The 21193-nt window shown below is 74.0% G+C and carries 19 protein-coding genes; 10 read left to right on the top strand and 9 right to left on the bottom strand.

What is annotated here, in order from left to right:
• The first annotated feature begins 31 nt into the window (after positions 1 to 31).
• Genes OG472_RS10005 through OG472_RS09995 form a run of 3 tightly spaced genes read left to right on the top strand, consistent with a single transcriptional unit; the run spans position 32 to position 4042 of the window.
• Complete coding sequence (locus OG472_RS10005; RefSeq protein WP_401612963.1) at positions 32 to 2560, top strand: beta-glucosidase; 2529 nt, start codon at positions 32 to 34, stop codon at positions 2558 to 2560.
• A gap of 58 nt (positions 2561 to 2618) precedes the next feature.
• A complete protein-coding gene (locus OG472_RS10000) occupies positions 2619 to 3290 on the top strand; it encodes a DedA family protein (protein ID WP_401612965.1) in 672 nt (223 codons plus the stop codon).
• The gene (locus tag OG472_RS09995) at positions 3287 to 4042 is read left to right on the top strand and encodes an ankyrin repeat domain-containing protein (protein WP_405829069.1); all 756 of its coding nucleotides are present in this window, start codon (positions 3287 to 3289) and stop codon (positions 4040 to 4042) included. Before OG472_RS10000 ends, OG472_RS09995 begins: the two co-directional genes overlap by 4 nt.
• On the opposite strand, the gene OG472_RS09990 is transcribed toward OG472_RS09995, so the two are convergent.
• Positions 4039 to 4584 carry a gamma carbonic anhydrase family protein gene (locus tag OG472_RS09990; protein WP_383574105.1) on the bottom strand — a complete coding sequence of 182 codons (546 nt, stop codon included), beginning with the start codon at positions 4582 to 4584 and terminating at the stop codon, positions 4039 to 4041. The two genes, OG472_RS09995 and OG472_RS09990, sit on opposite strands and share 4 nt — an antisense overlap.
• 143 nt (positions 4585 to 4727) lie before the next feature.
• Between OG472_RS09990 and OG472_RS09985 the strand changes: the two genes are divergently transcribed.
• Positions 4728 to 5474 (top strand): acyltransferase, encoded by a 747-nt coding sequence (locus OG472_RS09985; RefSeq protein WP_405829068.1) that lies wholly within the window; start codon positions 4728 to 4730, stop codon positions 5472 to 5474.
• A 57-nt stretch (positions 5475 to 5531) separates the two neighbouring features.
• Here the strand turns inward: OG472_RS09985 and OG472_RS09980 are convergent, their stop codons facing one another.
• Positions 5532 to 6398: an EamA family transporter gene (locus OG472_RS09980; RefSeq protein WP_401612971.1), complete on the bottom strand. Its 867-nt coding sequence runs from the start codon at positions 6396 to 6398 to the stop codon at positions 5532 to 5534.
• 120 nt (positions 6399 to 6518) lie between these two features.
• Between OG472_RS09980 and OG472_RS09975 the strand changes: the two genes are divergently transcribed.
• A complete protein-coding gene (locus OG472_RS09975) occupies positions 6519 to 7103 on the top strand; it encodes a helix-turn-helix domain-containing protein (RefSeq protein ID WP_401612973.1) in 585 nt (194 codons plus the stop codon).
• Here the strand turns inward: OG472_RS09975 and OG472_RS09970 are convergent.
• Together OG472_RS09970 and OG472_RS09965 are read right to left on the bottom strand one after the other, a co-directional pair.
• Positions 7100 to 7504 (bottom strand): CoA-binding protein, encoded by a 405-nt coding sequence (locus OG472_RS09970; protein ID WP_401613104.1) that lies wholly within the window; start codon positions 7502 to 7504, stop codon positions 7100 to 7102. The genes OG472_RS09975 and OG472_RS09970 overlap by 4 nt on opposite strands.
• A gap of 114 nt (positions 7505 to 7618) precedes the next feature.
• Positions 7619 to 8179 (bottom strand): hypothetical protein, encoded by a 561-nt coding sequence (locus tag OG472_RS09965; RefSeq protein WP_405829066.1) that lies wholly within the window; start codon positions 8177 to 8179, stop codon positions 7619 to 7621.
• Between the two features lie 79 nt (positions 8180 to 8258).
• On the opposite strand from OG472_RS09965, the gene OG472_RS09960 reads away from it, so the two are divergent.
• The 4 genes from OG472_RS09960 to OG472_RS09945 all read left to right on the top strand — a co-directional run bounded on the left by OG472_RS09960 (position 8259) and on the right by OG472_RS09945 (position 13693).
• Positions 8259 to 8735 (top strand): MarR family winged helix-turn-helix transcriptional regulator, encoded by a 477-nt coding sequence (locus OG472_RS09960; protein WP_401612977.1) that lies wholly within the window; start codon positions 8259 to 8261, stop codon positions 8733 to 8735.
• Between the two features lie 68 nt (positions 8736 to 8803).
• On the top strand, positions 8804 to 9430 hold the full coding sequence (locus OG472_RS09955) for a YigZ family protein (RefSeq protein ID WP_405829064.1): 627 nt from the start codon (positions 8804 to 8806) through the stop codon (positions 9428 to 9430).
• Between the two features lie 85 nt (positions 9431 to 9515).
• Positions 9516 to 10685 carry an exonuclease SbcCD subunit D gene (locus OG472_RS09950; protein ID WP_405829062.1) on the top strand — a complete coding sequence of 390 codons (1170 nt, stop codon included), beginning with the start codon at positions 9516 to 9518 and terminating at the stop codon, positions 10683 to 10685.
• A complete protein-coding gene (locus tag OG472_RS09945; protein WP_405829060.1) occupies positions 10682 to 13693 on the top strand; it encodes an AAA family ATPase in 3012 nt (1003 codons plus the stop codon). The genes OG472_RS09950 and OG472_RS09945 overlap by 4 nt, the downstream gene beginning before the upstream one ends.
• Here the strand turns inward: OG472_RS09945 and OG472_RS09940 are convergent.
• Positions 13683 to 14129, bottom strand: coding sequence for an Lrp/AsnC family transcriptional regulator (locus OG472_RS09940; protein WP_030008650.1), 447 nt, complete (start codon positions 14127 to 14129; stop codon positions 13683 to 13685). The genes OG472_RS09945 and OG472_RS09940 overlap by 11 nt on opposite strands.
• Before the next feature lie 94 nt (positions 14130 to 14223).
• On the opposite strand from OG472_RS09940, the gene OG472_RS09935 reads away from it, so the two are divergent.
• A complete protein-coding gene (locus OG472_RS09935; RefSeq protein ID WP_401612986.1) occupies positions 14224 to 14754 on the top strand; it encodes a rhodanese-like domain-containing protein in 531 nt (176 codons plus the stop codon).
• A 90-nt stretch (positions 14755 to 14844) separates the two neighbouring features.
• Here OG472_RS09935 and OG472_RS09930 read toward each other — a convergent pair whose 3' ends face one another.
• The 4 genes from OG472_RS09930 to OG472_RS09915 all read right to left on the bottom strand — a co-directional run bounded on the left by OG472_RS09930 (position 14845) and on the right by OG472_RS09915 (position 21012).
• A complete protein-coding gene (locus OG472_RS09930) occupies positions 14845 to 16548 on the bottom strand; it encodes a DUF885 domain-containing protein (protein WP_401612988.1) in 1704 nt (567 codons plus the stop codon).
• A gap of 325 nt (positions 16549 to 16873) precedes the next feature.
• A complete protein-coding gene (locus OG472_RS09925; RefSeq protein WP_401612990.1) occupies positions 16874 to 18340 on the bottom strand; it encodes a GNAT family N-acetyltransferase in 1467 nt (488 codons plus the stop codon).
• A 137-nt stretch (positions 18341 to 18477) separates the two neighbouring features.
• Positions 18478 to 20037, bottom strand: coding sequence for an alkaline phosphatase D family protein (locus tag OG472_RS09920; RefSeq protein ID WP_405834832.1), 1560 nt, complete (start codon positions 20035 to 20037; stop codon positions 18478 to 18480).
• Between the two features lie 123 nt (positions 20038 to 20160).
• A complete protein-coding gene (locus tag OG472_RS09915; RefSeq protein WP_405829055.1) occupies positions 20161 to 21012 on the bottom strand; it encodes an alpha/beta fold hydrolase in 852 nt (283 codons plus the stop codon).
• Positions 21013 to 21193 lie beyond the last annotated feature (181 nt).

Below are 21193 nucleotides of genomic sequence, written 5' to 3'. Positions count from 1 at the left end.
TCCCGCCGAACCACGCCGCAGGGGAGCGCCGATGAGCGAGGCCGTGTCCAGACGTTCGGCGATGCGGCTGCTCGCTGCGGCGGGCGGGGTCGGAGCGGTCCTCGGCGCGGGGGCCTGCGCACCCACCGTGCCGCCGGGTGCGGGACCCTCCTCGGCGCCGCCCGCAGCGGGACCCCCCGGGGGAGCCGCCGCCGGGCCCGGGGACGCCGGCGCCGCCCGCATCGACGCCCTGCTGGAACGGCTCACCCTCGAAGAGAAGACCGCCCTGCTGCACGGAGCCCAGGACCCCGCCCCCCTCGGCCAGGCCGGCTACGTGCCCGGCGTACCGCGCCTGGGCATCCCGGCGCTGCGCCTCGCCGACGGGCCCGCCGGAGTACGGGTGGCCCGGCACGCCACCGCCCTGCCCGCGCCGGTCCTGCTCGCCTCCGCCTTCGACCCGGCGCTGGCCCGCGAGTACGGCCGGGTCCTCGGCCGCGAGGGCCGCGCGCTCGGCCAGGACGTCCTGCTGGCGCCCATGGCCAACCTCATCCGGACCCCGTACGCGGGCCGGAACTTCGAGACCTTCGCCGAGGACCCGCGGCTGACGGCGGACCTGGTCGCGGAGGTGATCCGGGGCGTCCAGGACGAAGGGCTCATCGCCACCGTCAAGCACTTCGCTCTCAACAACCAAGAACACGGCCGCGACACCGTCGACGTGACCGCCACCGAGCAGACCCTGCACGAGACCGAGCTACGGGGCTTCGAGGCCGCCGTGGCCGCCGGCGCGGGCGCCGTGATGGGCGCGTACAACAAGGTCAACGGCGTCCACGCCTGCGAGAACAAGCCGCTGCTCGACGAACTGCTGCGCGGGAACTGGGGGTTCGACGGATGGGTGATGTCCGACTGGAACGCCACCCACAGCACCGTCGCCGCCATCGGCGCCGGCCTCGACATGGAGATGCCCGGCGGCACCCACTTCGGCGGGCCGCTGCGCGAGGCGGTGCGCGGCGGTTCCGTGACCGAGGCCGCCGTCGACCTCGCCGTCCACCGGATCCTGACCACCATGGAGCGCTTCGGGCTGCTGGCGGCCCGGCCCGCCGCCCGGCCGGCGCACGATGCCGCCGCCGGGGCCCGATTCGCCCGCAAGGTGGCCACCGCCGGGGCGGTGCTGCTCCGCAACGAAGCCGGCACCCTGCCCCTGACCGGCGCCGCCGCCCGCTCGATCGCGGTGATCGGCCCCACCGCCCAAGTGCCGTTCGTCGGCGGTGGGGGCAGCGCGCACGTGGCCCCCGACGGGGCGGCCGCCCCGCTCACCGCCCTGCGGCGACGGGCCGGGAACGGCTCCACCGTGCGCCACGCCCTCGGCGAGGACCTGTACGGGCGGCCGCTCCCCGCGCAGCTGCTGACCCCGGCCGCCGGCCTCGACGAGCGGAACGTGGCTCCCGGCCGCGAGTGGAGCCACGAGGGCGAGTTCCGCCTCGCGGCGGACGACGAGTGGACCCTGATCGTCCACTACACCGGGCAGCGGCCCGCCGTGCGCCTCGACGGCGAGGAGCTGTTCCCCGTCCGGCAGGGCATGGCCGAGCACTTCGCCGGCGGACTCCTCGGCTCCGCACCCGACGGGATGACGGTCCGCCGCCGCACCCTCGCCCTCAAGGCGGGCACCCACCGGCTCGCCGTGACGGCCAGGGGCGGGGACGGTGGCCAACGATTCCGGCTCCGGCACACCACCGGGGCGAGCCGGGCCGCGGACCTCGCCGAGGCCGTGAGGACGGCGAAATCGGCCCGCAGCGTGGTCCTGTTCGCCTACGAGGACGCCACCGAGGGCAGGGACCGGACCTCCCTGGCCCTCCCCGGCGGGCAGGAGCGGCTGATCGAGGCGGTGGCCGCCGCGAACCCCCGTACGACGGTGGTCCTCAACACCTCCTCCGCCACGACCATGCCGTGGCTCGCACGCACCGGGGCCGTCCTCCAGATGTACTACCCGGGCCAGGAGGGCGCGGGAGCCACCGCCGACGTCCTCTTCGGAGACGTGGACCCGGGCGGCCGCCTCACCCAGACCTTCCCGGCCGACGAGCAGGCGACCCCGGTCGGCGGCGACCCGCTGCGCTACCCGGGACTGGGCGGCCGGCAGGAGTACTCGGAGGGCATCCACATCGGTCACCGCTGGTACGACGCCCAGCAGGTGGCGCCGCTGTTCCCCTTCGGGCACGGGCTCTCGTACACGACCTGGCAGTACGAGAACCTCACGGTCCGGCCGGAGCGGGGCGGGCTGCGCGCGGAGTTCACCGTCCGCAACACCGGCCGCCGCAAGGGCACCGAGGTGGCCCAGGTGTACGTCGGCCCGTCCCCGGAGCTCCGGCTCGACCAGCCGGTGCGCGCACTGGCCGGTTACCGGCGGCTCACCCTCGCGCCCGGTGAGTCGCAGAGGGTCGCCGTCGACGTCGACGCGAGGGCGCTGTCGTCCTGGGACCCGGAAGGGCACGCGTGGGTGCTGGGTTCCGGCCGACGGGCGGTGTTCGCGGGCCGTTCCTCCCGCGAGCTGCCGCTGAAGGCAAAGGTCGTGGTGGCGAGCCGATAGGCTGCCCGTTCGGCGTGTCACAGGGGGCGCGCCGGGGACGACACGGGAGGACGTACCGGTGCACATCCAGGAATGGCTGGAGACGATTCCGGCGGTCAGCATCTATCTCCTGGTGGGTCTGGTCATCGGGCTGGAGAGCCTCGGCATTCCGCTGCCGGGCGAGATCATCCTGGTCAGCTCGGCGCTGCTGGCCTCGCAGCACGGGGAGATCGACCCCGTGGTGCTCGGGATCTGCGCGATCACCGGGGCGATCGTGGGCGACTCGATCGGCTACGCGATCGGCCGCCGGGGCGGCAAGCCGCTGCTGGAGAAGCTCGGCCGGCGCTTCCCCAAGCACTTCGGGCCGCAGCAGGTGGCCCTGGCGGAACGCTCCTTCGAGAAGTGGGGCATGTGGGCCGTCTTCTTCGGGCGGTTCGTGGCGCTGCTGCGGATCTTCGCCGGGCCGCTGGCGGGCGTGCTGCACATGCCGTACTGGCGGTTCCTCGTCGCCAACGTCCTCGGCGGGATCCTCTGGGCGGGCGGCACCACGGCCGTCATCTACTCGGTCGGCATCGTCGCGGAGCCGTGGCTGAAGCGGTTCTCCTGGCTGGCCCTGGCCCTCGCCGTGCTGTTCGGGCTCGCGGTCACCCTGGTGATGCGCAGCCGGATGAAGAAGGCGGCCGCCGAGGCGGGCGCGGCCGGGGCCGAGATCCCCGCACAGTCGGAGGCCCGCGCCACCGTCGGCGAATGACGGAGGCGGAGCGGCCGGAGGCGGACCGGCCGGAGCCGGAGCGGCCGGAGCCGGACTCGGCGGGGCCGGACCGGCCGGAGCCGGACTGGTCGGACGAGGGCCGCGAAGACCACTACCACCCGCTGGCGAACGGGCTCGGACGCGCCGCCGAGGCCGGGGACACCGACCTGGTGCGGCGCCTGCTGGCCGGGGGTGCCGATGCCGACGCCTGGGTCCAGGGCGGCCGCAGGGCGCTGGACCTGGCGGCGTGCGCGGGGCACGCGGACGTCGTGCGGCTGCTCCTTGCCTCGGGCGCCGACCCCCGGCTGATCGCCGGGCCGTACTACGAGTCGGGTGTGCTGTCGCTGGCGGCGATGAACGGGCACACGGACGTCGCACGGGCGCTCCTCGACGCGGGCGTCGACCCGAACGGTCCTGAAGGGAAGCTCAAGCACGTGCCGCTGGTCCTCGCGGCCACCTCCATGGAGGCCGGGCACCCGGACACGGTGGACCTGCTGCTGGAGCGGGGCGCCGACATCGACGGGCGGATGAAGGGCAGCACCGCCCTCGACCTGGCGGCCACGTGCGGGCATGCCGCGGTGGTGGAGCAGCTGCTCGCGCGCGGCGCCGCGGTCACGAGGCAGACCGTGCTGGGCGCGATGGGAGGACGCAAGCGCAACGCGGACGGGGCCGTCACCTACGGCTGGCGCGACCGCGACCCGGAGTACAAGGCCGTCCTGTCCGCACTCCGGGTCGCATGGGACGCCCGTTAGCCCTCCGCGGTGACCGAGGCGCGGTGCTGCTTGGCCAGCTCCACGTACATCAGGGCGTTGACCTTGATGCCCTCGCGCTCCTCGTCGGTGAGCTCGCGGCGCACCTTGGCCGGCACGCCCGCGACCAGCGAGCCGGGCGGGACCACCATGCCCTGCGGGACCAGCGCCTGCGCGGCGACCAGCGAACCGGCGCCGATCACGGCGCCGTTCAGCACGGTCGCGCCCATGCCGATCAGGCAGTCGTCCTCGACGGTGCAGCCGTGCACGACGGCGTTGTGGCCAATGGAGACCCGCTCGCCGATCGAGACCGGGAAGCCCGGATCCACGTGGATCGTGCAGTTGTCCTGCACGTTGCTGTCGGCGCCGAGGGTGATCGGGCCGCAGTCGGCGCGCAGCACGGCCGAGTACCAGAGGCTCGCGCCGGCGGCGAGGGTGACGTCGCCGACCACGACCGAGGTGGGCGCCGTGAAGGCCGTCGGGTCGATGTCCGGGTTCTTGCCGCCGACACCCGCCACGAGTGCCTGGGCCGCCTGGTGCGTCATGTTCTCTACCTCTGCCGTCTGTCTGTCGTCCGGGTGCCGCGCCAACAGCACCGTAGGGCACGCGGCCCGCCGCACCCGCGATGGGGTGAAGATCACAGGATGGTGGTCCGGACGACCGACGCCCGGCGCATTAACGTGGCCGGGTGCCGAAGAAGCAGAACACGTTCTCATCTCTGACGGCCCTGCGCCGCCGGCTGGCGAGCCGCGCGGTCCACACCGGCTGGCGCTGGATGCAGCAGGCCGGCGCGGTGACCGCGCAGACCCCGGGCCGGCTGCGGTTCGGCGCGATCGGGGACGGCACTCGGCTCGCCTTCCCGCAGGGCACGGTCTTCGGCGAGCAGTGGATCCGGCTCGGCGGCCACTGCATCATCGGCGAGCAGGTCACCCTCACCGCCGGCATGATGCCGGACCTCGACCTGGGCAAGGAGCCGATGCTCGTGCTCGGCGACGGGGTCGTCATCGGCCGGGGCAGCCACGTCATCGCCGACGCCCGGATCACGATCGGGGCGAACACCTTCTGCGGTCCCGGGGTCTACATCACGTCCACCAACCACAGCTACGACGACCCGCACCAGCCCGTCGGCCGGCAGTGGCCGCGCAGCGCGCCGGTGGAGATCGGCCCGGGGTGCTGGCTCGGCACCGGAGCGGTGGTCCTGCCGGGCGCGCGGCTCGGCCGCAACGTCGTGGTGGCCGCGGGGGCCGTCGTACGGGGCGAGGTGCCGGACCACGCCGTGGTGGCGGGGGCGCCGGCGCGCATCGTACGGCGCTGGGAGCCGGAGACGGGCTGGCAGCCGCCGCTGCGCACGCCGGCGCCGGTGCCGATCCCGGACGGGATGACCCCGGAGCAGCTGCGCGGGCTGGCAGAGCTGGCGGAGGCGGAGCAGGCGTAGAGGTGTCCCGGGTCGCCCGGGTCGCCCGGATCCGGGGTCGCAGGGCCGCCCGGCCGGTCAGCCCGCGGCCAGGAGAACCGTTCCCGCCAGGGCCAGGCCTGCGCCCGCCGCCTGGATGCTGCGCAGCCGCTCCTTGAGCACGGCGAAGGCGGCGAGCGCGGTGACCACCGGGTAGAGCGAGGACAGTACGGCGGCCATGGTGACCGGCCCGCTCTGGGCGGCGACGGAGTACGTGCCGTTCGCGGCGACGTCCGCGAGGCCGACGAAGGCCAGCGCGGGCAGCAGCCCCCACAGGATCCGCGGGCCGGTGCCCGCCGGCAGGGCCGGGACGCCGCGCCGGGACTGGGCCCACAGGGCGGCCCCGCCCACGGCGACGTTGGTCACCCGCTGTACGAACAGCGCGAGGAACAGCCCGGTGAGGGTGGCGGACGCCTCCGCGATCAGGGCCATCACGGCGCCGAACCCGAAGGCCGCGACCAGGGTGAGGACGACGGCCTGCCGCTGGACGGGCGCACCGCGCAGCTCCGGGCCGCCCGCGAGGACGATGCCGACGACGGCCACCGCGATGCCCGCGAACTGGCCGAGGCCGGGCCGCTCGCCCAGGATCAGGCCCGCGGTGACGGGCACGACCACCCCGAGGGAGCCCAGCGGGGAGACCACGCCCATCGGGCCGAGGGCCAGCGCCTTGTAGAAGCTGAGCATCGCGACCGGGCCGACCAGACCCGCGCCGACCGCGAACCACAGCTGCGGTCCGGCCTCCTGCCAGGCGCCGGTGGCGAGGACGACCGCGCCGAGCACGAGGACCGCGACGATCTGCGAGACGACGACCACCGTGAGCGCCGGTATCCGGCGGGTCAGCAGCCCGCCGCCGAAGTCGGCGAGACCCCACAGCACGGCTGTGGCCAGAGCGAAGAGGGCGGTCATGCGGGGCCTCGCAGTACAGTGCAGTGGACGGTGGAGTGCAGCATTGGCGACACTCGGATGATAGTTCAGTTCATTGGACTGCGTCATCCAAGATATTGGACGAAATGGAGTGGGGAGTCCGTGTCCGATCTCGAAGAGCTCACGCAGGCGCTCGCCCGCAACCTCAAGCGGTGGCGCGGGGAGCGCGGCTTCACCCTGGACGGACTGGCGGCACGGGCAGGGGTGAGCCGCGGGATGATCATCCAGATCGAGCAGGCCCGTACGAACCCCAGTGTCGGGACCACGGTCAAGCTGGCCGACGCCCTCGGCGTCAGCATCACCACGCTGCTGGACCACGACCGCACCCCGCAGGTGCGGGTGGTGCTGCCCGGGCAGGGGGTGCGGATGTGGTCATCCCCGGCGGGCAGCGGTGCGAGCATGCTGCTCGGCGACGACAGGCGCGGCCCGGTGGAGATGTGGATCTACCGACTGGAGCCCGGGGACGGGACCGCCTCGGACCCGCACCCGGCCGGCACCTTCGAGATGCTGCACGTGACGGAGGGGGAGCTGACGCTCGAGGTGGACGGCGAGCGGTACGCGGTCCCGGCGGGCGGGGCCGTCTCGTTCGAGGCGAACCTGCCGCACGCCTACCGCAACGAGGGGCCGGGGCCGATGGAGATGACGATGGCCGTCTCCATCCCGCCCGTCCGTCCGGCAGCAGGCTAGAGCGCGGGGATCTCAATGGCCGGGCAGCGGTCCATGACCATGGTCAGGCCGGCCGCGCGGGTCCGGTCGAAGGCGGCCTCGTCGATCACGCCGAGCTGGAACCAGACGGCCTCGGCGCCGACGGCGGCCGCCTGGTCGGCCACCGGGCCGGCCAGCTCGCTGTTCACGAAGACGTCCACCACGTCCACCTTGAACGGGATCTCCTCCAGCGAGGCGTACCCGCGCTCGCCGTGCACCGTCTCGGCCTTGGGGTGTACGGGGATCACGCGCTTGCCGAACCCCTGGAGCACGCGGGCCACCCCGTAGGCCGCCCGGTCCTGGTTGTTCGAGAGGCCCACCACGGCCCAGGTGTCGCCGAGCTCGGTGAGGATCTTGCGGATGGTTGCCGGGTCGCCGTACACGGGCGCCGCCTCCTGTGGTTCTCGTCCGTCGGTCAAGTCTGCTGCGGTTGCCGTTCAGCCTGATCAACCGAAAGGACGCATGTCCGATTCCCCGTAGACGCCTCAGGGGCCTGATCAGTCCTCCAGCAGCTGCCGCAACCGGCAGGCGTACCAGGCGGTCGCCGCGCACACCGCCACGTAGATGACGACGCCCTGGACGGCGAAGTTGACGTAGTGGAACTCCCACTGCGCCGCCCCCGGTTCGGTGCCGTACCGGGGGTTCTCCCAGATGTACGGAAGGAGCTGGGCGACGAGCCCGCCCAGGAGCTGGGCGGCGGTGTAGAGGGCGGCCAGCTCCCCGAGGCGCCGCAGCCAGGCCCGTCGGTCGGTGCGGATCAGGGCACGGACCCCGGCGAGCGCGTTCCCGGGCTGCCACCGCGGGCCGGCCGGGGCGACCCGGGCGCAGACCGCGGGCACCAGGACCACGGCCGCGATCACGAGCCCGACCAGTAACGCGTTCAGCAGCCCCGCCGTGCTTTCCGAGCTGACCCGGCTGCGGCCCTGGGGTGCGAGGAGCACGGCCAGGATCGGCAGGTGGGTGATCAGGGCGGCGAGGTGCACGCGGCCGAGCAGCGCGGCCGAGGGCGGACCGGGGCGACGCGGGCGCGTGCGGGTCGGTGCCTGGAGTGTGGTCATGCGGTTGATCCCATCACATCCTTTCACTTTGGTGAAGTAATTTTCTTCACCAAAGTGAAAGACTTGTACGCTGGCCGGCATGAGTACCGAACGGGACGGCGCCGCGCTGGGCCACGAGCTCAGCCTGTGGGTGGTGCTCTACCACGAGCAGCTCGCGGCCCGCCTCCACGTCAACGCCACCGAGCACAAGGTGCTCGGCATCATCGCCCGCACCCCCGGCACCACTCCCGGTCGGCTCGTCGGCGAAACCGGCCTCAGCAACGCCGCCATCACCAAGATCATCGACCGGCTGGCCGCTCTCGGATACGTCGAACGCGCCAGGGACCCCGGCGACCGCCGCCGGTTCACCCTGACCGCCACCGCCGCGCACCGCCGCGTCCTGGGTGCGGCCATGGCCCCGATGACGGCCGGGATGGCCGAAGTGGTCCAGGGCCTCGACGAGACCGAACTGGCCGCCGTCGGCCGCTGGCTCACCGGAACCGTCGCCGTCATGCGCGAGGCCGCGCTCGCCCTGGCCGAGGAGAACCGCAGCGGTGAACCGAGGGAAACGGCCTAGCCCTGCCGGAGCGCACGGTGCGGCGGCGGCCCGCCGGACCGCTCTCAACCACGGATTAGGGTGGAGCGGTGAAGGCAGACCAGTACGTGACGGTGGCCCGCGAGGGCGTGCACGAGTCCGAGATCAACCGCTCGCGCTTCCTGTGCTCGCTCGCGCCCGCCGCGACCGAGCAGGAGGCGCAGGAGTTCGTCGTGCGCATCCGCAAGGAGCACCCCACCGCCACGCACAACTGCTTCGCCTACGTCGTCGGCGCCGACGCCTCCGTCCAGAAGGCCAGCGACGACGGCGAGCCCGGCGGTACCGCCGGAGTCCCGATGCTGCAGATGCTCATGCGCCGCGACATCCGTTACGCCGTCGCCGTGGTCACCCGCTACTACGGCGGCGTGAAGCTCGGCGCCGGCGGCCTGATCAGGGCCTACGGCGGAGTCGTCGGCGAGGCGCTCGACGAGCTCGGCACCGTCACCCGGCGCCGCTACCGGCTGGCCACCGTCACCGTCGACCACCAGCGGGCCGGCAAGACCCAGAACGACCTGCGCGCCACCGGCCGGACCGTGGTCGACATGCGCTACGGCTCCGAGGTGGAGATCGAGGTCGCCCTCCCGGAGGCGGATCTGCCCGCCTTCGAGGCCTGGCTCGCCGACAGCACCGCGGGCACCGCCGGCCTCACCCTCGGCGGAGAGACGTACGCGCCCTGAGCGACCCCGGGGACGGGTTAGCGTAGAGGGGTTCAGCGAGCGGGAGACGACCAGGGGGAGACGGCATGTGCGGCGGGACCGGCGAGTGAAGTTCCTGCACACCTCGGACTGGCACCTCGGCCGGGCCTTCCACCGGGTGAACCTGCTCGGCGCCCAGGCCGCCTTCGTCGACCACCTCATCGCGACCGTGCGCGAGCGCGAGGTCGACGCCGTCCTCGTCGCCGGTGACGTCTACGACAGGGCCGTGCCCCCGCTGCCCGCCGTCGAGCTGTACGACCGGGCCCTGCACCGGCTCGCCGACCTCGGCGTGCCCACCGTCATGATCTCCGGCAACCACGACTCGGCACGCCGGCTCGGCGTCGGCGCCGGACTGATCGACCGGGCCGGGATCCACCTGCGCACCGACCCGGCCGGCTGCGCCGACCCCGTCGTCCTGGCCGACGTACACGGCGAGGTGGCGCTGTACGGGCTGCCCTACCTGGAACCGGCCCTGGTCAAGGACGAGTTCCGCGCGGAGAAGGTGAGCCACGAGGCGGTACTGGGCGCGGCCATGGACCGGATCCGGGCCGACCTGGCCACCCGCCCGCCCGGCACCCGCTCCGTCGTCCTGGCACACGCCTTCGTCACCGGCGGGCAGGCCAGCGACAGCGAGCGCGACATCGCCGTCGGCGGGGTCGAGTCCGTGCCTGCCTCCGTCTTCGACGGGGTGGACTACGCCGCCCTCGGCCACCTCCACGGCTGCCAGACCATCAACGAACGGGTCCGCTACTCCGGTTCCCCGCTCGCCTACTCCTTCTCGGAGGTCCACCACCGCAAGACCATGTGGCTGATCGAACTGGGCGCGGAAGGGGAGATCGCCGGCGCCGAGCGGATCGACACCCCCGTACCGCGCGCCCTCGCCCGGCTGCGCGGGCGCCTCGACGACCTGCTGGCGGAGCCGGCGCACGCGGTGCACGAGGACGCCTGGGTCGAGGCCACCCTCACCGACCCGGTGCGCCCCGACGACCCCATGGCCCGGCTCGCCGCCCGCTTCCCGCACACCCTCAGCCTCGCCTTCGACCCCGAGGGCCGCGAGGAGGAGGCCGGCTCCTCCTACGCCCAGCGGCTGCGGGGCCGCAGCGACCAGGAGATCGCCGAGGACTTCGTCGCCCACGTACGCGGCGGCGGCCGGGCGGACGAGGCCGAACGGGCCGTCCTCCAGGGCGCCTTCGACGACGTACGGGTCGACGACAGCCGGCAGGAGACCCACCGATGAGGCTGCACCGGCTCGCCGTCACCGCCTTCGGGCCCTTCGCCGAGCCCCAGCAGATCGACTTCGACGCCCTGTCCGGCGCCGGGATCTTCCTGCTGCACGGACCCACCGGCGCGGGGAAGACCTCCGTGCTCGACGCCGTCTGCTACGCGCTCTACGGCTCCGTGCCCGGCCCCCGCCAGGCCCCCGGCACCAGCCTGCGCAGCGACCACGCGTCCCCCGGGACCCCCACCGAGGTCACCCTCGAGCTCACCGCCGGCGGCCGCCGACTGGAGATCACCCGGCGCCCCGAACAGGAGCGCCCCAAGAAGCGCGGCACCGGCACCACCAAGGACAAGGCCCAGAGCCGGCTGCGCGAGCACACCGGCGAGGGCTGGCAGCCGCTCAGCCGCTCCCACCAGGAGATCGGCGAGGAGATCGAACAGCTCCTCGGCATGAGCCGCGAGCAGTTCTGCCAGGTCGTGCTCCTGCCGCAGGGGGAGTTCGCGAAGTTCCTGCGGGCCGACGAGGCGGCCCGCGGACGCCTCCTCGGCCGGCTCTTCGACACCCGCCGCTTCGCCGCCGTCGAGACCCTGCTCGGCGAGCGCCGCCGGGCCGCCGAGGCCAGGGTCCGGGCCGGCGACGAGAAGGTGCTGCACACCGCGCAGCGGCTCGCCCAGGCCGCCGGGGACTGCGCCGACCTGCGGGACTGGCCGCTGCCCGGACACCAGCCGGGGGACCCCGGGCTGGCCGAGGCGGTCCGCGCCTGGGCGGCCGTCGCCCGGTGCTCGGCCCGGGAGCGGCAGGACGTCGCCGAGTACGCGCTCGCCGCCGTCGAGAGCCGGCACCACGCCGCCCGGCGGGCCGCCGAGGACGCGCGCGAGCTCGACCGGCTCCAGCGCCGGCACGCGGAGACCACCCGCCGGGCCGCCCTGCTCGCCGAGGCGGAGCCCGAGCGGGAGCGCGTGCGCGGCCTGCTGGACCGGGCCCGGCGCGGCGCCCTGGTGGCCCCCGCCCTGGAACTGCGCGGCGCCGCCTCCGGCGCGCACCTCGCCGCCGCGCACGCGGAGGCCGCCGCCCGCGCGGAGCTCCCGCCGCAGCTGAAGGAGGCGGGCGCCGAGCAACTGGCCGCCGTGGAACAGCGGCTGCGCGAGGACCTGGGCGCGCTCGGAGCCGCCCACCGGGCCGAACAGCGCAGCGCCGAGATCGGCCGCGAGCGGGCCGACCTGGAACGGGAGTCCCGGGCCGCCGAGGAGCAGCACCAGGAGTCCGCCGAGTGGCTGGAGCGCTGGGAGGCGACCCGGACCGCCCTGCAGGAACGCGTGGACGCCGCCCAGCAGGCCGCCACGCTGGCCGAGCAGCTCGCGGGCCGGCTGGAACCTGCCCGGATGCACCTGAACGCCGCCCGCCGCAGAGACGAGTTCGCCGCGGAAGCGGACCGCGCCGAGGGCGAACTCCTCACCCTGCGCGAGGAGTCGGCCGCCGCCCGGGAGCGCTGGCTGGAGCTCAAGGAGGCCCGGCTGCGCGGGATCGCCGCCGAACTCGCCGAGTCCCTGGTGGCGGGGGAGGCCTGCACCGTGTGCGGGTCCGCGGAGCACCCGGCTCCGGCCCGGCCGGCCCCCGGCCACGTGGACCGCGCGGCCGAGGACGCCGCCCACGGCCTCTTCGAACGGGCCGAGCAGGCCCGGGCCGCGGTCGACCGCCGGCTCGCCGCCGCCAGGGAGGCCCGCGCCGAGGCCGCGGCCGCCGCCGGGGACGCCACCACCGATGAACTCCTCGCCCTGACCTCGGACCTGAGTGCCCGGCACGCCGCCGCCCACGCCGCCGCCGCTGGACTGCACACCGCCCGGGAACGGCTCGCCCGCGCCGAACGGGAGCACGCCGCGCGCAGCACCGAGCGCCAGGGCGCCGAGACCCGGGCCGCCGCCAGGGCCTCCCGGCGCGAGGCCCTGGACCGGGAACAGGCCTCGCTGGAGGCCGAGCTGACCCTCGTACGGGACGGCGCGCCCACCGTCGCGGCCCGCGCCCGCACCCTGGAGGACCGGGTCAGGATGGTCTCGGGCGCCGCCGGAGCGCTGCGCCGCGCCGAGGCAACCGCCACACGGCTGAAGGAGGCCGACGACCAGCTCGCCGACGCCGCCTTCAAGGCCGGCTTCGACACCATCGAGGCGGCCGCCGACGCGGTGCTCCCCGAGTACGAGCGCACCGCTCTCCAGCACCGGCTGGACGCCTGGCAGACGGAGGAGGCCCTCCTCGCGGACCGCCGCCGCGAAACCGGCGCCGCCGAAGCGGCAGCCATGCCTCCGGCCGCACGGGATGCGGCCGAGGCGTACGCGGCCGCGGCCGCGGCGAAGCTTCGTACGGCCGGCTCGGCGGCCGACGCGGCCCGGGTGCGCTGCGTGGAGCTCGACCGGCTCTCCCGCCAGGCCGAGCAGGAGCTGCGCGCGCTCGGCCCGCTGCGCGAGGCCTACGACCGCGTGGCCCGGCTGGCCGGACTCACCGCGGGCACCTCCGCCGACAACGAGCGCAAGATGCGCCTGGAGGCCTACGTGCTCGCCGCCCGGCTGGAGCAGGTGGCCGCCGCCGCGACGGTACGGCTGCTGCGCATGTCGGGCGGCCGCTACACCCTGGTCCACTCCGATGCGCGCGCGAGCGGACGGGGGCGCTCCGGCCTCGGGCTGCACGTGGTCGACGCCTGGACCGGCAGCGAGCGGGACACCGCCACCCTGTCCGGCGGCGAGACCTTCTTCGCCTCGCTCGCCCTGGCGCTCGGCCTCGCCGACGTGGTCACCGACGAGGCGGGCGGCATGCGCCTCGACACCCTCTTCATCGACGAGGGCTTCGGCAGCCTCGACGACCAGGCGCTGGACGAGGTGCTCGACGTACTGGACTCCCTGCGCGAGCGCGACCGCAGCGTCGGCATCGTCAGCCACGTCGCCGACCTGCGCACCCGGGTCCAGGCCCAGCTGGAGATCGTCAAGCAGCGCGGCGGCTCCGTGGTGCGCCACCGGACGGCGGCATTCACGGACTGAGCGGCCGGCGGGGCAGCGGAGAGGAGTAGACGATGCTCGTCGTCACCGAACCGAGCCCCGCGATCCGGCCCGTGACCTCCTCCAGGTGCGACATCGAGCGGGTCGCGACCTTGAGGACGAAGCAGTCGTCGCCCGTGACGTGGTGGGCCTCCAGGATCTCCGGGGTGGCCTCGAGGAAGTCGTGGAACGGCTTGTAGTTGCCGTGCGGATAGCGCAGCCGCACCAGGGCGAGGATCGACTTGCCGAGCCTTTCCGGATCCACCACCGCCGTGTAGCCGGTGATGATGCCGGTCTCCTCCAGCCGGCGGACCCGCTCGGTGACGGCGCTCGCGGACATGGACACGGAGCGGGCGAGCTCGGTGAAGCTGGCGCGGCCGTCCCGCTGGAGTGCTTCGAGGATGCGCCAGTCGGTGGCGTCAGGGGAATAGTCGGTCATGGTGCAGGTCTAGCAGGGGAATCCCCTGTCGGACAACGAGAAGGCCGGGGAAAGTCACTTCCGAGAGTGATCAACAAACCGTAGATTTCTTGCCATGACGACGACGCAGACGCACACGAACCAGCCCGGCTCCGCCGCCCCCGCCACCACCAACCCCGTGCTCCGGGTGCCCCCGGCCTCCCCGGCCGCGGCCGCCGCGTACTTCGCCGCGAGCCTGGCCTTCCACGCGGACGTCTCGGACGTCGCGAGCGCCTTCAAGGCCCACCGCGAGACGGGCGCCGAGCTGGGATTCCAGCTCGTCGACTCCCGCTCCACGCCCTCCTGGGACCAGGCGCACGTGCCCGGCGCCGTCCACCTGCCCACGGCCCTCATCCCCGAGCAGGCCGAGCGGCTCCTGGACAAGAACGTCCCCGTGGTGACGTACTGCTGGGGCCCCGGCTGCAACGGCGGCACCCGCTCCGCCCTCGCCCTCGCCGAACTCGGCTTCCAGGTCAAGGAGATGCTCGGCGGCATCGAGTACTGGATCCGCGAGGGCTTCGAGGTCGAGACCTGGCAGGGCAGCCAGCAGCGCGCCGAGGCCGACCCGCTGACCGCGCCGACCGACTCGGACGACTGCGGCTGCTGAGGTGCCCGTACGCGCGAACGGGCCGCTCGTCCCCCGGAGGGAAGGAGCGGCCCGTCGGTCGTGCACCGGGCGGCGGCAGCCGCGACGCCCTCAGAGCTTCGACAGCTCGTCCACCAGGTCGTCCAGCCCCAGCGAGCCCTGCGACAGCGCCGCCATGTGCCAGGCCTTCAGATCGAAGGACTCGCCGTGCGCGGCGCGCGCGTTCTCCCGGCCCAGCAGCCAGGCGCGCTCGCCGAGCTTGTAGCCGATCGCCTGTCCCGGCATGGAAAGGTAGCGGGTCAGCTCGCTCTCGATGAAGTCCGCCGGCCGGCCGCTGTGCAGGCCGAAGAACTCCTGCGCCAGGTCGACCGTCCAGTGCTCGCCCGGGTGGAACGGCGAGTCGTCCGGGATCCGCAGCCCGAGGTGCATGCCGATGTCCACGATGACCCGCGCCGCGCGCATCATCTGGCAGTCCAGGTAACCCAGGCGCTGCTCGGCGTCCTTGAGGTAGCCCAGCTCGTCCATCAGCCGCTCCGCGTACAGGGCCCAGCCCTCGCAGTTGGCGCTGACCCAGCCGACGGTGGCCTGGTAGCGCGAGAGCTGGTCCGCCACGTGCGTCCACTGCGCGAGCTGCAGGTGGTGGCCCGGCACGCCCTCGTGGTACCAGGTGGAGACCAGGTCGTAGACGGGGAAGCGGGTCTGGCCCATGGTGGGCAGCCAGGTGCGGCCCGGACGGGAGAAGTCCTCCGAGGGGGAGGAGTAGTACGGGGCCGCGGGCCCGCCGGGCGGGGCGATCCGGGACTCCACCCTGCGGACGCGCTCGGCGAGTTCGAAGTGGGTGCCGTCGAGGTTCTCGATGGCCTCGTCCATCAGGCCCTGCAGCCAGGCCTGGACCTCGTCCACGCCCTCGATGTGGGTGCCGTGCTCGTCCAGGTGCTTCAGGGCCTCCCAGGGGCCGACGCCCGGGAGGATCTTGGCCGCTTCGGTCTTCATCTCGGCGAGCAGCCGGTGGTACTCCGCCCAGCCGTAGGCGTACGCCTCGTCCAGGTCCAGGTCCGTGCCGTTGAAGTAGCGGGACCAGCGGGCGTAGCGCTCGCGGCCCACGGTGTCCGGCTTGCCCTCGACGGCCGGGGCGTACACCGTGCTCATCCAGTCGCGCAGTTCGACGACGGCGGCGGTGGCGCCGGCGGCCGCCGCGTCCAGCTCCGGGCGCAGGGCGTCCGGGCCGGCGGAGACGAACTCCTCGAAGAAGGGGGCGTCGGCGCCGTCCTGACCGGCCCAGTTGCCGAGCTGGCCGATCATGGTCGTGGTGGCGCGCGGGCCGCCGTACAGGCCGCGCTCCAGGCCGAGCCGGAGGCTCTCGCGGTATCCGGCGAAGGCGGCCGGGACGGCGCGCAGCCGCTCGGCGATCGCCGCCCAGTCCTCCTCCGTGTCGGAGGGGGTCAGGGTGAAGACCTCGCGGACCTCGTGGGCGGGGCCGTGGATGTTGCTGACGGCGCACAGGTGCTCGTCGGCCTCGTGGACCGCGAGCTCGGCGGTGAGGCGCTCGCGCAGCAGACGGGCGCAGCGGCGCTCGGCGTCGCTGTCGGCGTCCGGCAGCGCCTCGGCGGCCTCGAGGCGGGCGAGCGTGTCGCGGGCCAGCTCGGCGACGGCCGCGCGACCCGCCGGCGAGAAGTCCGGAAGCTTGCCGGAGCTCGCGGCGACACCGAGGTAGGTGCCCGTGATCGGGTCGAGGGCGATGAGGGCGTCGACGTACGCGTCGGCCACCTGGCGGGGCAGTCGGGGGGCGCTGCCGTTCTGGAGGATCTCTGACATGCGGCCATCTTCGTATGTGAGACGGGCTCCCGTCATCACAGATTGCCGTCAGCCTCCCGACGTGGGCCGGGGCCGCTCCCGCCGTGTGTGCCGCTGGAGATCAACCGGCAGTCGGCGCAGGCGAGTTCACGCCTCGGGGGAGGGTCGGTCGAGGGTGCGGACGCCGGACTTTGGCCGGATCCGGAGTGCCCAGGACGCTCTCCGTCCGGTTGTCGGACGTCCGGTTGCGGGCGGTTCGCGCGGGCTTCCGACGATCCGGCCCGGCGGCTCGCGGCGGTTCCGCGGGCCGGTCCGGGCCGGATCGGTCGGGTGCGTCCGGGCCGGTTCAGCGCAGGCGGCGCGGCGCGGCCTGCTGGTCGTGCGGAAGCTCGCGGGGGAGTTCGTAGGCGAGGTCGCGGGGGAGCTCGTAGGGCAGGCGCGAGGCGACCGGGGTGGCGTCGAGCCGGGCGGTGATCACCAGGGTGCCCTCCTCGATCTGGTAGTCGAGGGGGAGGCCGAGGCCGCGCATGGCGGCGACCATGCCGGTGTTGGAGGCCTGGGTGACGGCGTACACGCTGTCGCAGCCGGCCTCGACGGCCATCGAGAGGAGCCGGCGCAGCAGCTCGGAGCCGATGCCGCGGCGCTGCCAGTCGTCCTCGATGAGCAGGGCGACCTCGGTCTCGTCGCCGTCCCACAGCAGGTGGCCGAGGGCGACGAGCTTTCCGGAGGCGGTGGTGGCGGCGAGGGTGCGGCCGAAGCGGGGGCTCAGCAGGTGGCCGAGGTAGCGGTCGGCGTCGGCGACGGGCCCGTGGTAGCGCAGCCCGAGGGTGCGCTCGGAGCAGCGGTCGTGCATGGCGCGGGCCGCCGCGTGGTCGTTGCCGTCGGCGCGGCGCACCGTGATCTCGTTGCCCTCGGGGAGGGTCAGCACGTCCTGGCTGCGCGGGACGCGGGGGCCGAGCCGGGCGTCGAGCTCGACGAGGGCGCGGGCCCGGGCGAACTCGGTCGGGGTGAAGGGCAGGTAGGGCCGCTCCACGGTGATCGCGCCGCCCGAGGGGTCGCGCAGCCGCATGACGGTGGCTTCCAGGACCCCTTCGACGGGTGCGTCCCCGCCGGAGTTGGGGCGGCCGGAAAGGGTGGTCGCGGGGATCGAGTGGATGGTGCAGCGGCCGAGCAGCTGGCGCAGGGCGAGGGGGAGTTCGGCGGCGTCGAGGGCGGTGCGGGTGGCCAGGCCCAGGACGCGGGTCGGGGTGTCGACGAGGTCGTGGGCGTCGGCGCGCTCGATCCAGGTGCTGTGGCCGCCGGCCCGGGAGATGGCGCGGGAGAGGTCGGCGGAGGGCAGCTGCTGCGGGGCGCGCAGCAGGAACTCGTCGACCGTGCCGCCCTCGGGGAGCGGATGCGTCTGCAGGGTCAGGATGTCGACGCCGCTGCGGGCGAGCGCGGTGCAGACGGCCGCCAGGGAGCCGGGCTCGTCCCGTACGGTCGTGCGCATCCGCCACAGGCTGGTGGTGGCGGTCGCCGTGGCGGCCGGGCCGGCAGTCTCGGCCGGGAGCGGCGCCGGATCACCGGGCGCTGTGCTCCCCGGCGGCGGCGCATGGCTGTGGCGCCGCGCCCACCAGGTGTGGAACGCCGCGGTCACCAGAAGTGCGACGGCCGAGGCGACCAGCAGGACCGGGCCCCTCGGGCCGTGCACGACGAGATTGGCGATGGCGTCGGCGACCGCAACGGCGCAGAACAGTGCGGCGAGTTCGACGAGGTCGCGGCGCCAGTGGTGGCGGTGGGGACGCTGGGCGGAGGCGGGGCTACGGTCAGTCATGCACACCACTGTGGCTCAGGGGTGTTGCGTGATCACGAACGATCTGTGACCGACTGGTTAAGTGTCCATCTGGCCGATTTCATCCAGTTTTCGGGGCCATTTCCGGAATACGGGCGTGAGCCCCCGCGGGGCTGTCCCTACTGGCCGACGCGGCCGGGCTGGAGCGTCCTGGTGAACAGTACGCCGCCGCCCTGGCGGCGCAGCCGGACCGTGAGTTCCCCGCTGCCGCCGTCGATGTCGACCTCGCCGTAGTACGGAGGGTTCTCGGACGGCGACATGTTGGCGAAGGGGGCCGACTGGACGTACGCCGTCTCCGGGCCGAAGGTGGCGTCGAGCCGGCCGGCCGGGAAGCCGCCGGCGCCGATCGGGCCCGACACGAACTCCCAGAACGGCGCGAAGTCGGTGAAGGCCGCCCGCTCGGGCGCGTAGTGGTTCGCGGCCGTGTAGTGCACGTCGGCGGTGAGCCAGAGGGTGCCGGTGATGCGCTGGTGCTTGATGTGGCGCAGGAGTTCGGCGATCTGGAGCTCGCGGCCCAGCGGAGCGCCCGGGTCGCCCTGGGCGACGGCCTCGAAGTTCGCGGCCCCGTCGGGGACGACGATGCCGAGCGGCATGTCGGCGGCGATGACCTTCCACGTGGCGCGGGAGCGGGAGAGCTCGCGCTTGACCCAGGCCAGCTGCTCGGGGCCGAGGATGCCGATGGGGTCCTCGGTCCGGGTGCCGGGGGAGTTGGCGTCGCGGTACGTGCGCATGTCGAGGACGAAGACGTCGAGCAGCGGGCCGTACCGCATCACCCGGTACATCCGGCCCTCGGCGCGGCCGCCGCGCAGGTCGGTGACGGGGAAGTACTCGCCGAAGGCCCGGCGGGCGCGGGCGGCGAGGGTGTCGGCCTCCTTGACGGTGTAGCGGGGGTCGTCGATCAGCTGGCCCGGGTACCAGTTGTTGCGCACCTCGTGGTCGTCCCACTGGGCGAGGACCGGGACCTGGGCGTTGAAGGCGGTCAGGTTGCGGTCGAGCAGGTTGTAGCGGAAGTTCCCGCGGAACTCGGCGAGCGTCTCGGCGACCTTCGCCTTCTCCTCGGTGGTCACGTTGCGCCACAGGCTGCCGTCGCGCAGGGGCACGGACTCCTTGATCGGCCCGTCGGCGTAGATCGTGTCCCCGCTGAAGAGGAAGAAGTCGGGGTTGCGCAGCCGCATCTCCTCGAAGACGCGGTAGCCGCCGAGGTCCGGGTTGATGCCCCAGCCCTGGCCCGCCAGGTCCCCGGACCAGAGGAAGCGCACGTCGTGGCGGCGGGAGACGGGGGTGGTGCGGAAGGTGCCGTGGACCGGCTCGGCGGTGCGGCGGGGGTCGTCGGGGTCGGCGAGGACGACGCGGTAGTGGATCTGCTGCCCGGGCGGGAGGTCGCGCAGCACGGTGGTTCCGGTGAAGTCGCTCGACGGGCCGAGCAGCGGGCCGCGGTGGCGGCGTACGGCGTAGCGGAACGCCTCGCTCGGGGAGGTCTCGACGTACATCCGCGCGAGGCGGTCGGAACGGGTCCAGACGGTGGCCGAGTGGGCGGTGATCTCGCCGGACTGGACACCCCAGAGCGCCTTCGGCCTGCCGGAGCGGGCGAAGGCGGGGGCGGCGAGTGCCGGAGCGGCGAACAGCGCGGAGGACAGGGCGAGGGAACCGCCGATGAGGGTCCGTCGGGTGTGCGGCATCGATGCCATCGGTGCGTCTCCAGGGGCCGGCGAGGACGGGTCGCACCAGCGTGCCGCCGCACCCCGGCCCGGCCGCGTCGCCCACGCGAACCTCGGATGAACAGCCGTCAGCCGCTCATCCGTTCAGGCGGCCACGGAGTTCGCGCTGCGGGCCGTGTCCAGGATCACCCGGGAGACGAGTGCCGGATCGTCGTTCATCGGGACGTGGCCGCAGCCCGGCAGCCGGACCAGCCGGGCGCCGGGGAGGGTGTGCTTGGCGCGCACGCCCTGGCGGCGCAGCAGCAGCCGGTCGCGCGTCCCCCAGGCGATGGTGACCGGCAGGCCGGGCACGTCGTCGGTGAACCGTACGGAACCGCCCGCGGCCAGGGTCTCCTCGAAGCCGGTGGCATCGCGCAGGGCCAGGGTCTCGGCGACCACGGCCTCGGGCGAACGGCGGGCCGGGCGGGCGTAGATGGTGCCGGTGAGCGCGGCTCGGCCGACGGCGTTGCGCGAGAGCCGCCGCACCGCGGGGAGGGGCAGGGCCTTGGCGCCGGCGCGCATCGTGAGCAGGGTGGCGAAGGCGTATCGGCGCTCGGCCTCCGTCCAGAACCCGGCGGGGGAGAGGGCGGTGACCGAGCGTACGAGCCCGCTCCGGCCCATCTCGAGGGCGAGGAGCCCGCCGAGGGAGTTGCCCGCGACGTGCGGGCGCTCGACGCCGAGGGCCGTGCAGAGCGCCCCGAGCGCGGGGGCCACGGCCCCCAGGCTGTACGGAACCCCCTGCGGCAACGGCTCCGAGGCGCCGAAGCCCGGCAGGTCGACCGCGATCACCTCGTGCTCGGCGGCCAGGATGTCGGTCACCGGCTGCCAGGCCTGGAGGTGATGGCCGATGCCGTGGAGCAGGAGAAGCGGTTCGCCGGAGCCCTTGCGCTCGTAGGCGGCGGTGGTGGTGCGGGGGCCGAGCGGCGTGTCGATCGTGAAGGAGACCGTGGCGGTCATGCTGCTCCTCGTCGGTTGGACGCGTGCGAGACAGGCTGTCAGTAACGCCTACCGCCATGATTACCGTCCGGTAGCCCTTGACTACAAGCCTTCGGAGCACACGAGAACATCCCGTGAACGGCTTGATACGTATGCCCGATCTGCCCGGCAAAGGGATGAGCATTGGTCTTGACCAAGGGGG

Source organism: Streptomyces sp. NBC_00207, from assembly GCF_045160965.1.
Classification (GTDB): Bacteria; Actinomycetota; Actinomycetes; order Streptomycetales; family Streptomycetaceae; genus Streptomyces.
This window is presented reverse-complemented; position numbering and strand designations above follow the sequence as displayed.

Coding starts and splice junctions, on each gene's coding strand:
- OG472_RS10005 (WP_401612963.1), top strand. CDS start 32: ATGAGCGAGGCCGTGTCCAGACGTTCGGCGATGCGGCTGCTCGCTGCG.
- OG472_RS09995 (WP_405829069.1), top strand. CDS start 3,287: ATGACGGAGGCGGAGCGGCCGGAGGCGGACCGGCCGGAGCCGGAGCGG.
- OG472_RS09990 (WP_383574105.1), bottom strand. CDS start 4,584: ATGACGCACCAGGCGGCCCAGGCACTCGTGGCGGGTGTCGGCGGCAAG.
- OG472_RS09980 (WP_401612971.1), bottom strand. CDS start 6,398: ATGACCGCCCTCTTCGCTCTGGCCACAGCCGTGCTGTGGGGTCTCGCC.
- OG472_RS09965 (WP_405829066.1), bottom strand. CDS start 8,179: ATGACCACACTCCAGGCACCGACCCGCACGCGCCCGCGTCGCCCCGGT.
- OG472_RS09960 (WP_401612977.1), top strand. CDS start 8,259: ATGAGTACCGAACGGGACGGCGCCGCGCTGGGCCACGAGCTCAGCCTG.
- OG472_RS09945 (WP_405829060.1), top strand. CDS start 10,682: ATGAGGCTGCACCGGCTCGCCGTCACCGCCTTCGGGCCCTTCGCCGAG.
- OG472_RS09940 (WP_030008650.1), bottom strand. CDS start 14,129: ATGACCGACTATTCCCCTGACGCCACCGACTGGCGCATCCTCGAAGCA.
- OG472_RS09935 (WP_401612986.1), top strand. CDS start 14,224: ATGACGACGACGCAGACGCACACGAACCAGCCCGGCTCCGCCGCCCCC.
- OG472_RS09930 (WP_401612988.1), bottom strand. CDS start 16,548: ATGTCAGAGATCCTCCAGAACGGCAGCGCCCCCCGACTGCCCCGCCAG.
- OG472_RS09925 (WP_401612990.1), bottom strand. CDS start 18,340: ATGACTGACCGTAGCCCCGCCTCCGCCCAGCGTCCCCACCGCCACCAC.
- OG472_RS09920 (WP_405834832.1), bottom strand. CDS start 20,037: ATGCCGCACACCCGACGGACCCTCATCGGCGGTTCCCTCGCCCTGTCC.
- OG472_RS09915 (WP_405829055.1), bottom strand. CDS start 21,012: ATGACCGCCACGGTCTCCTTCACGATCGACACGCCGCTCGGCCCCCGC.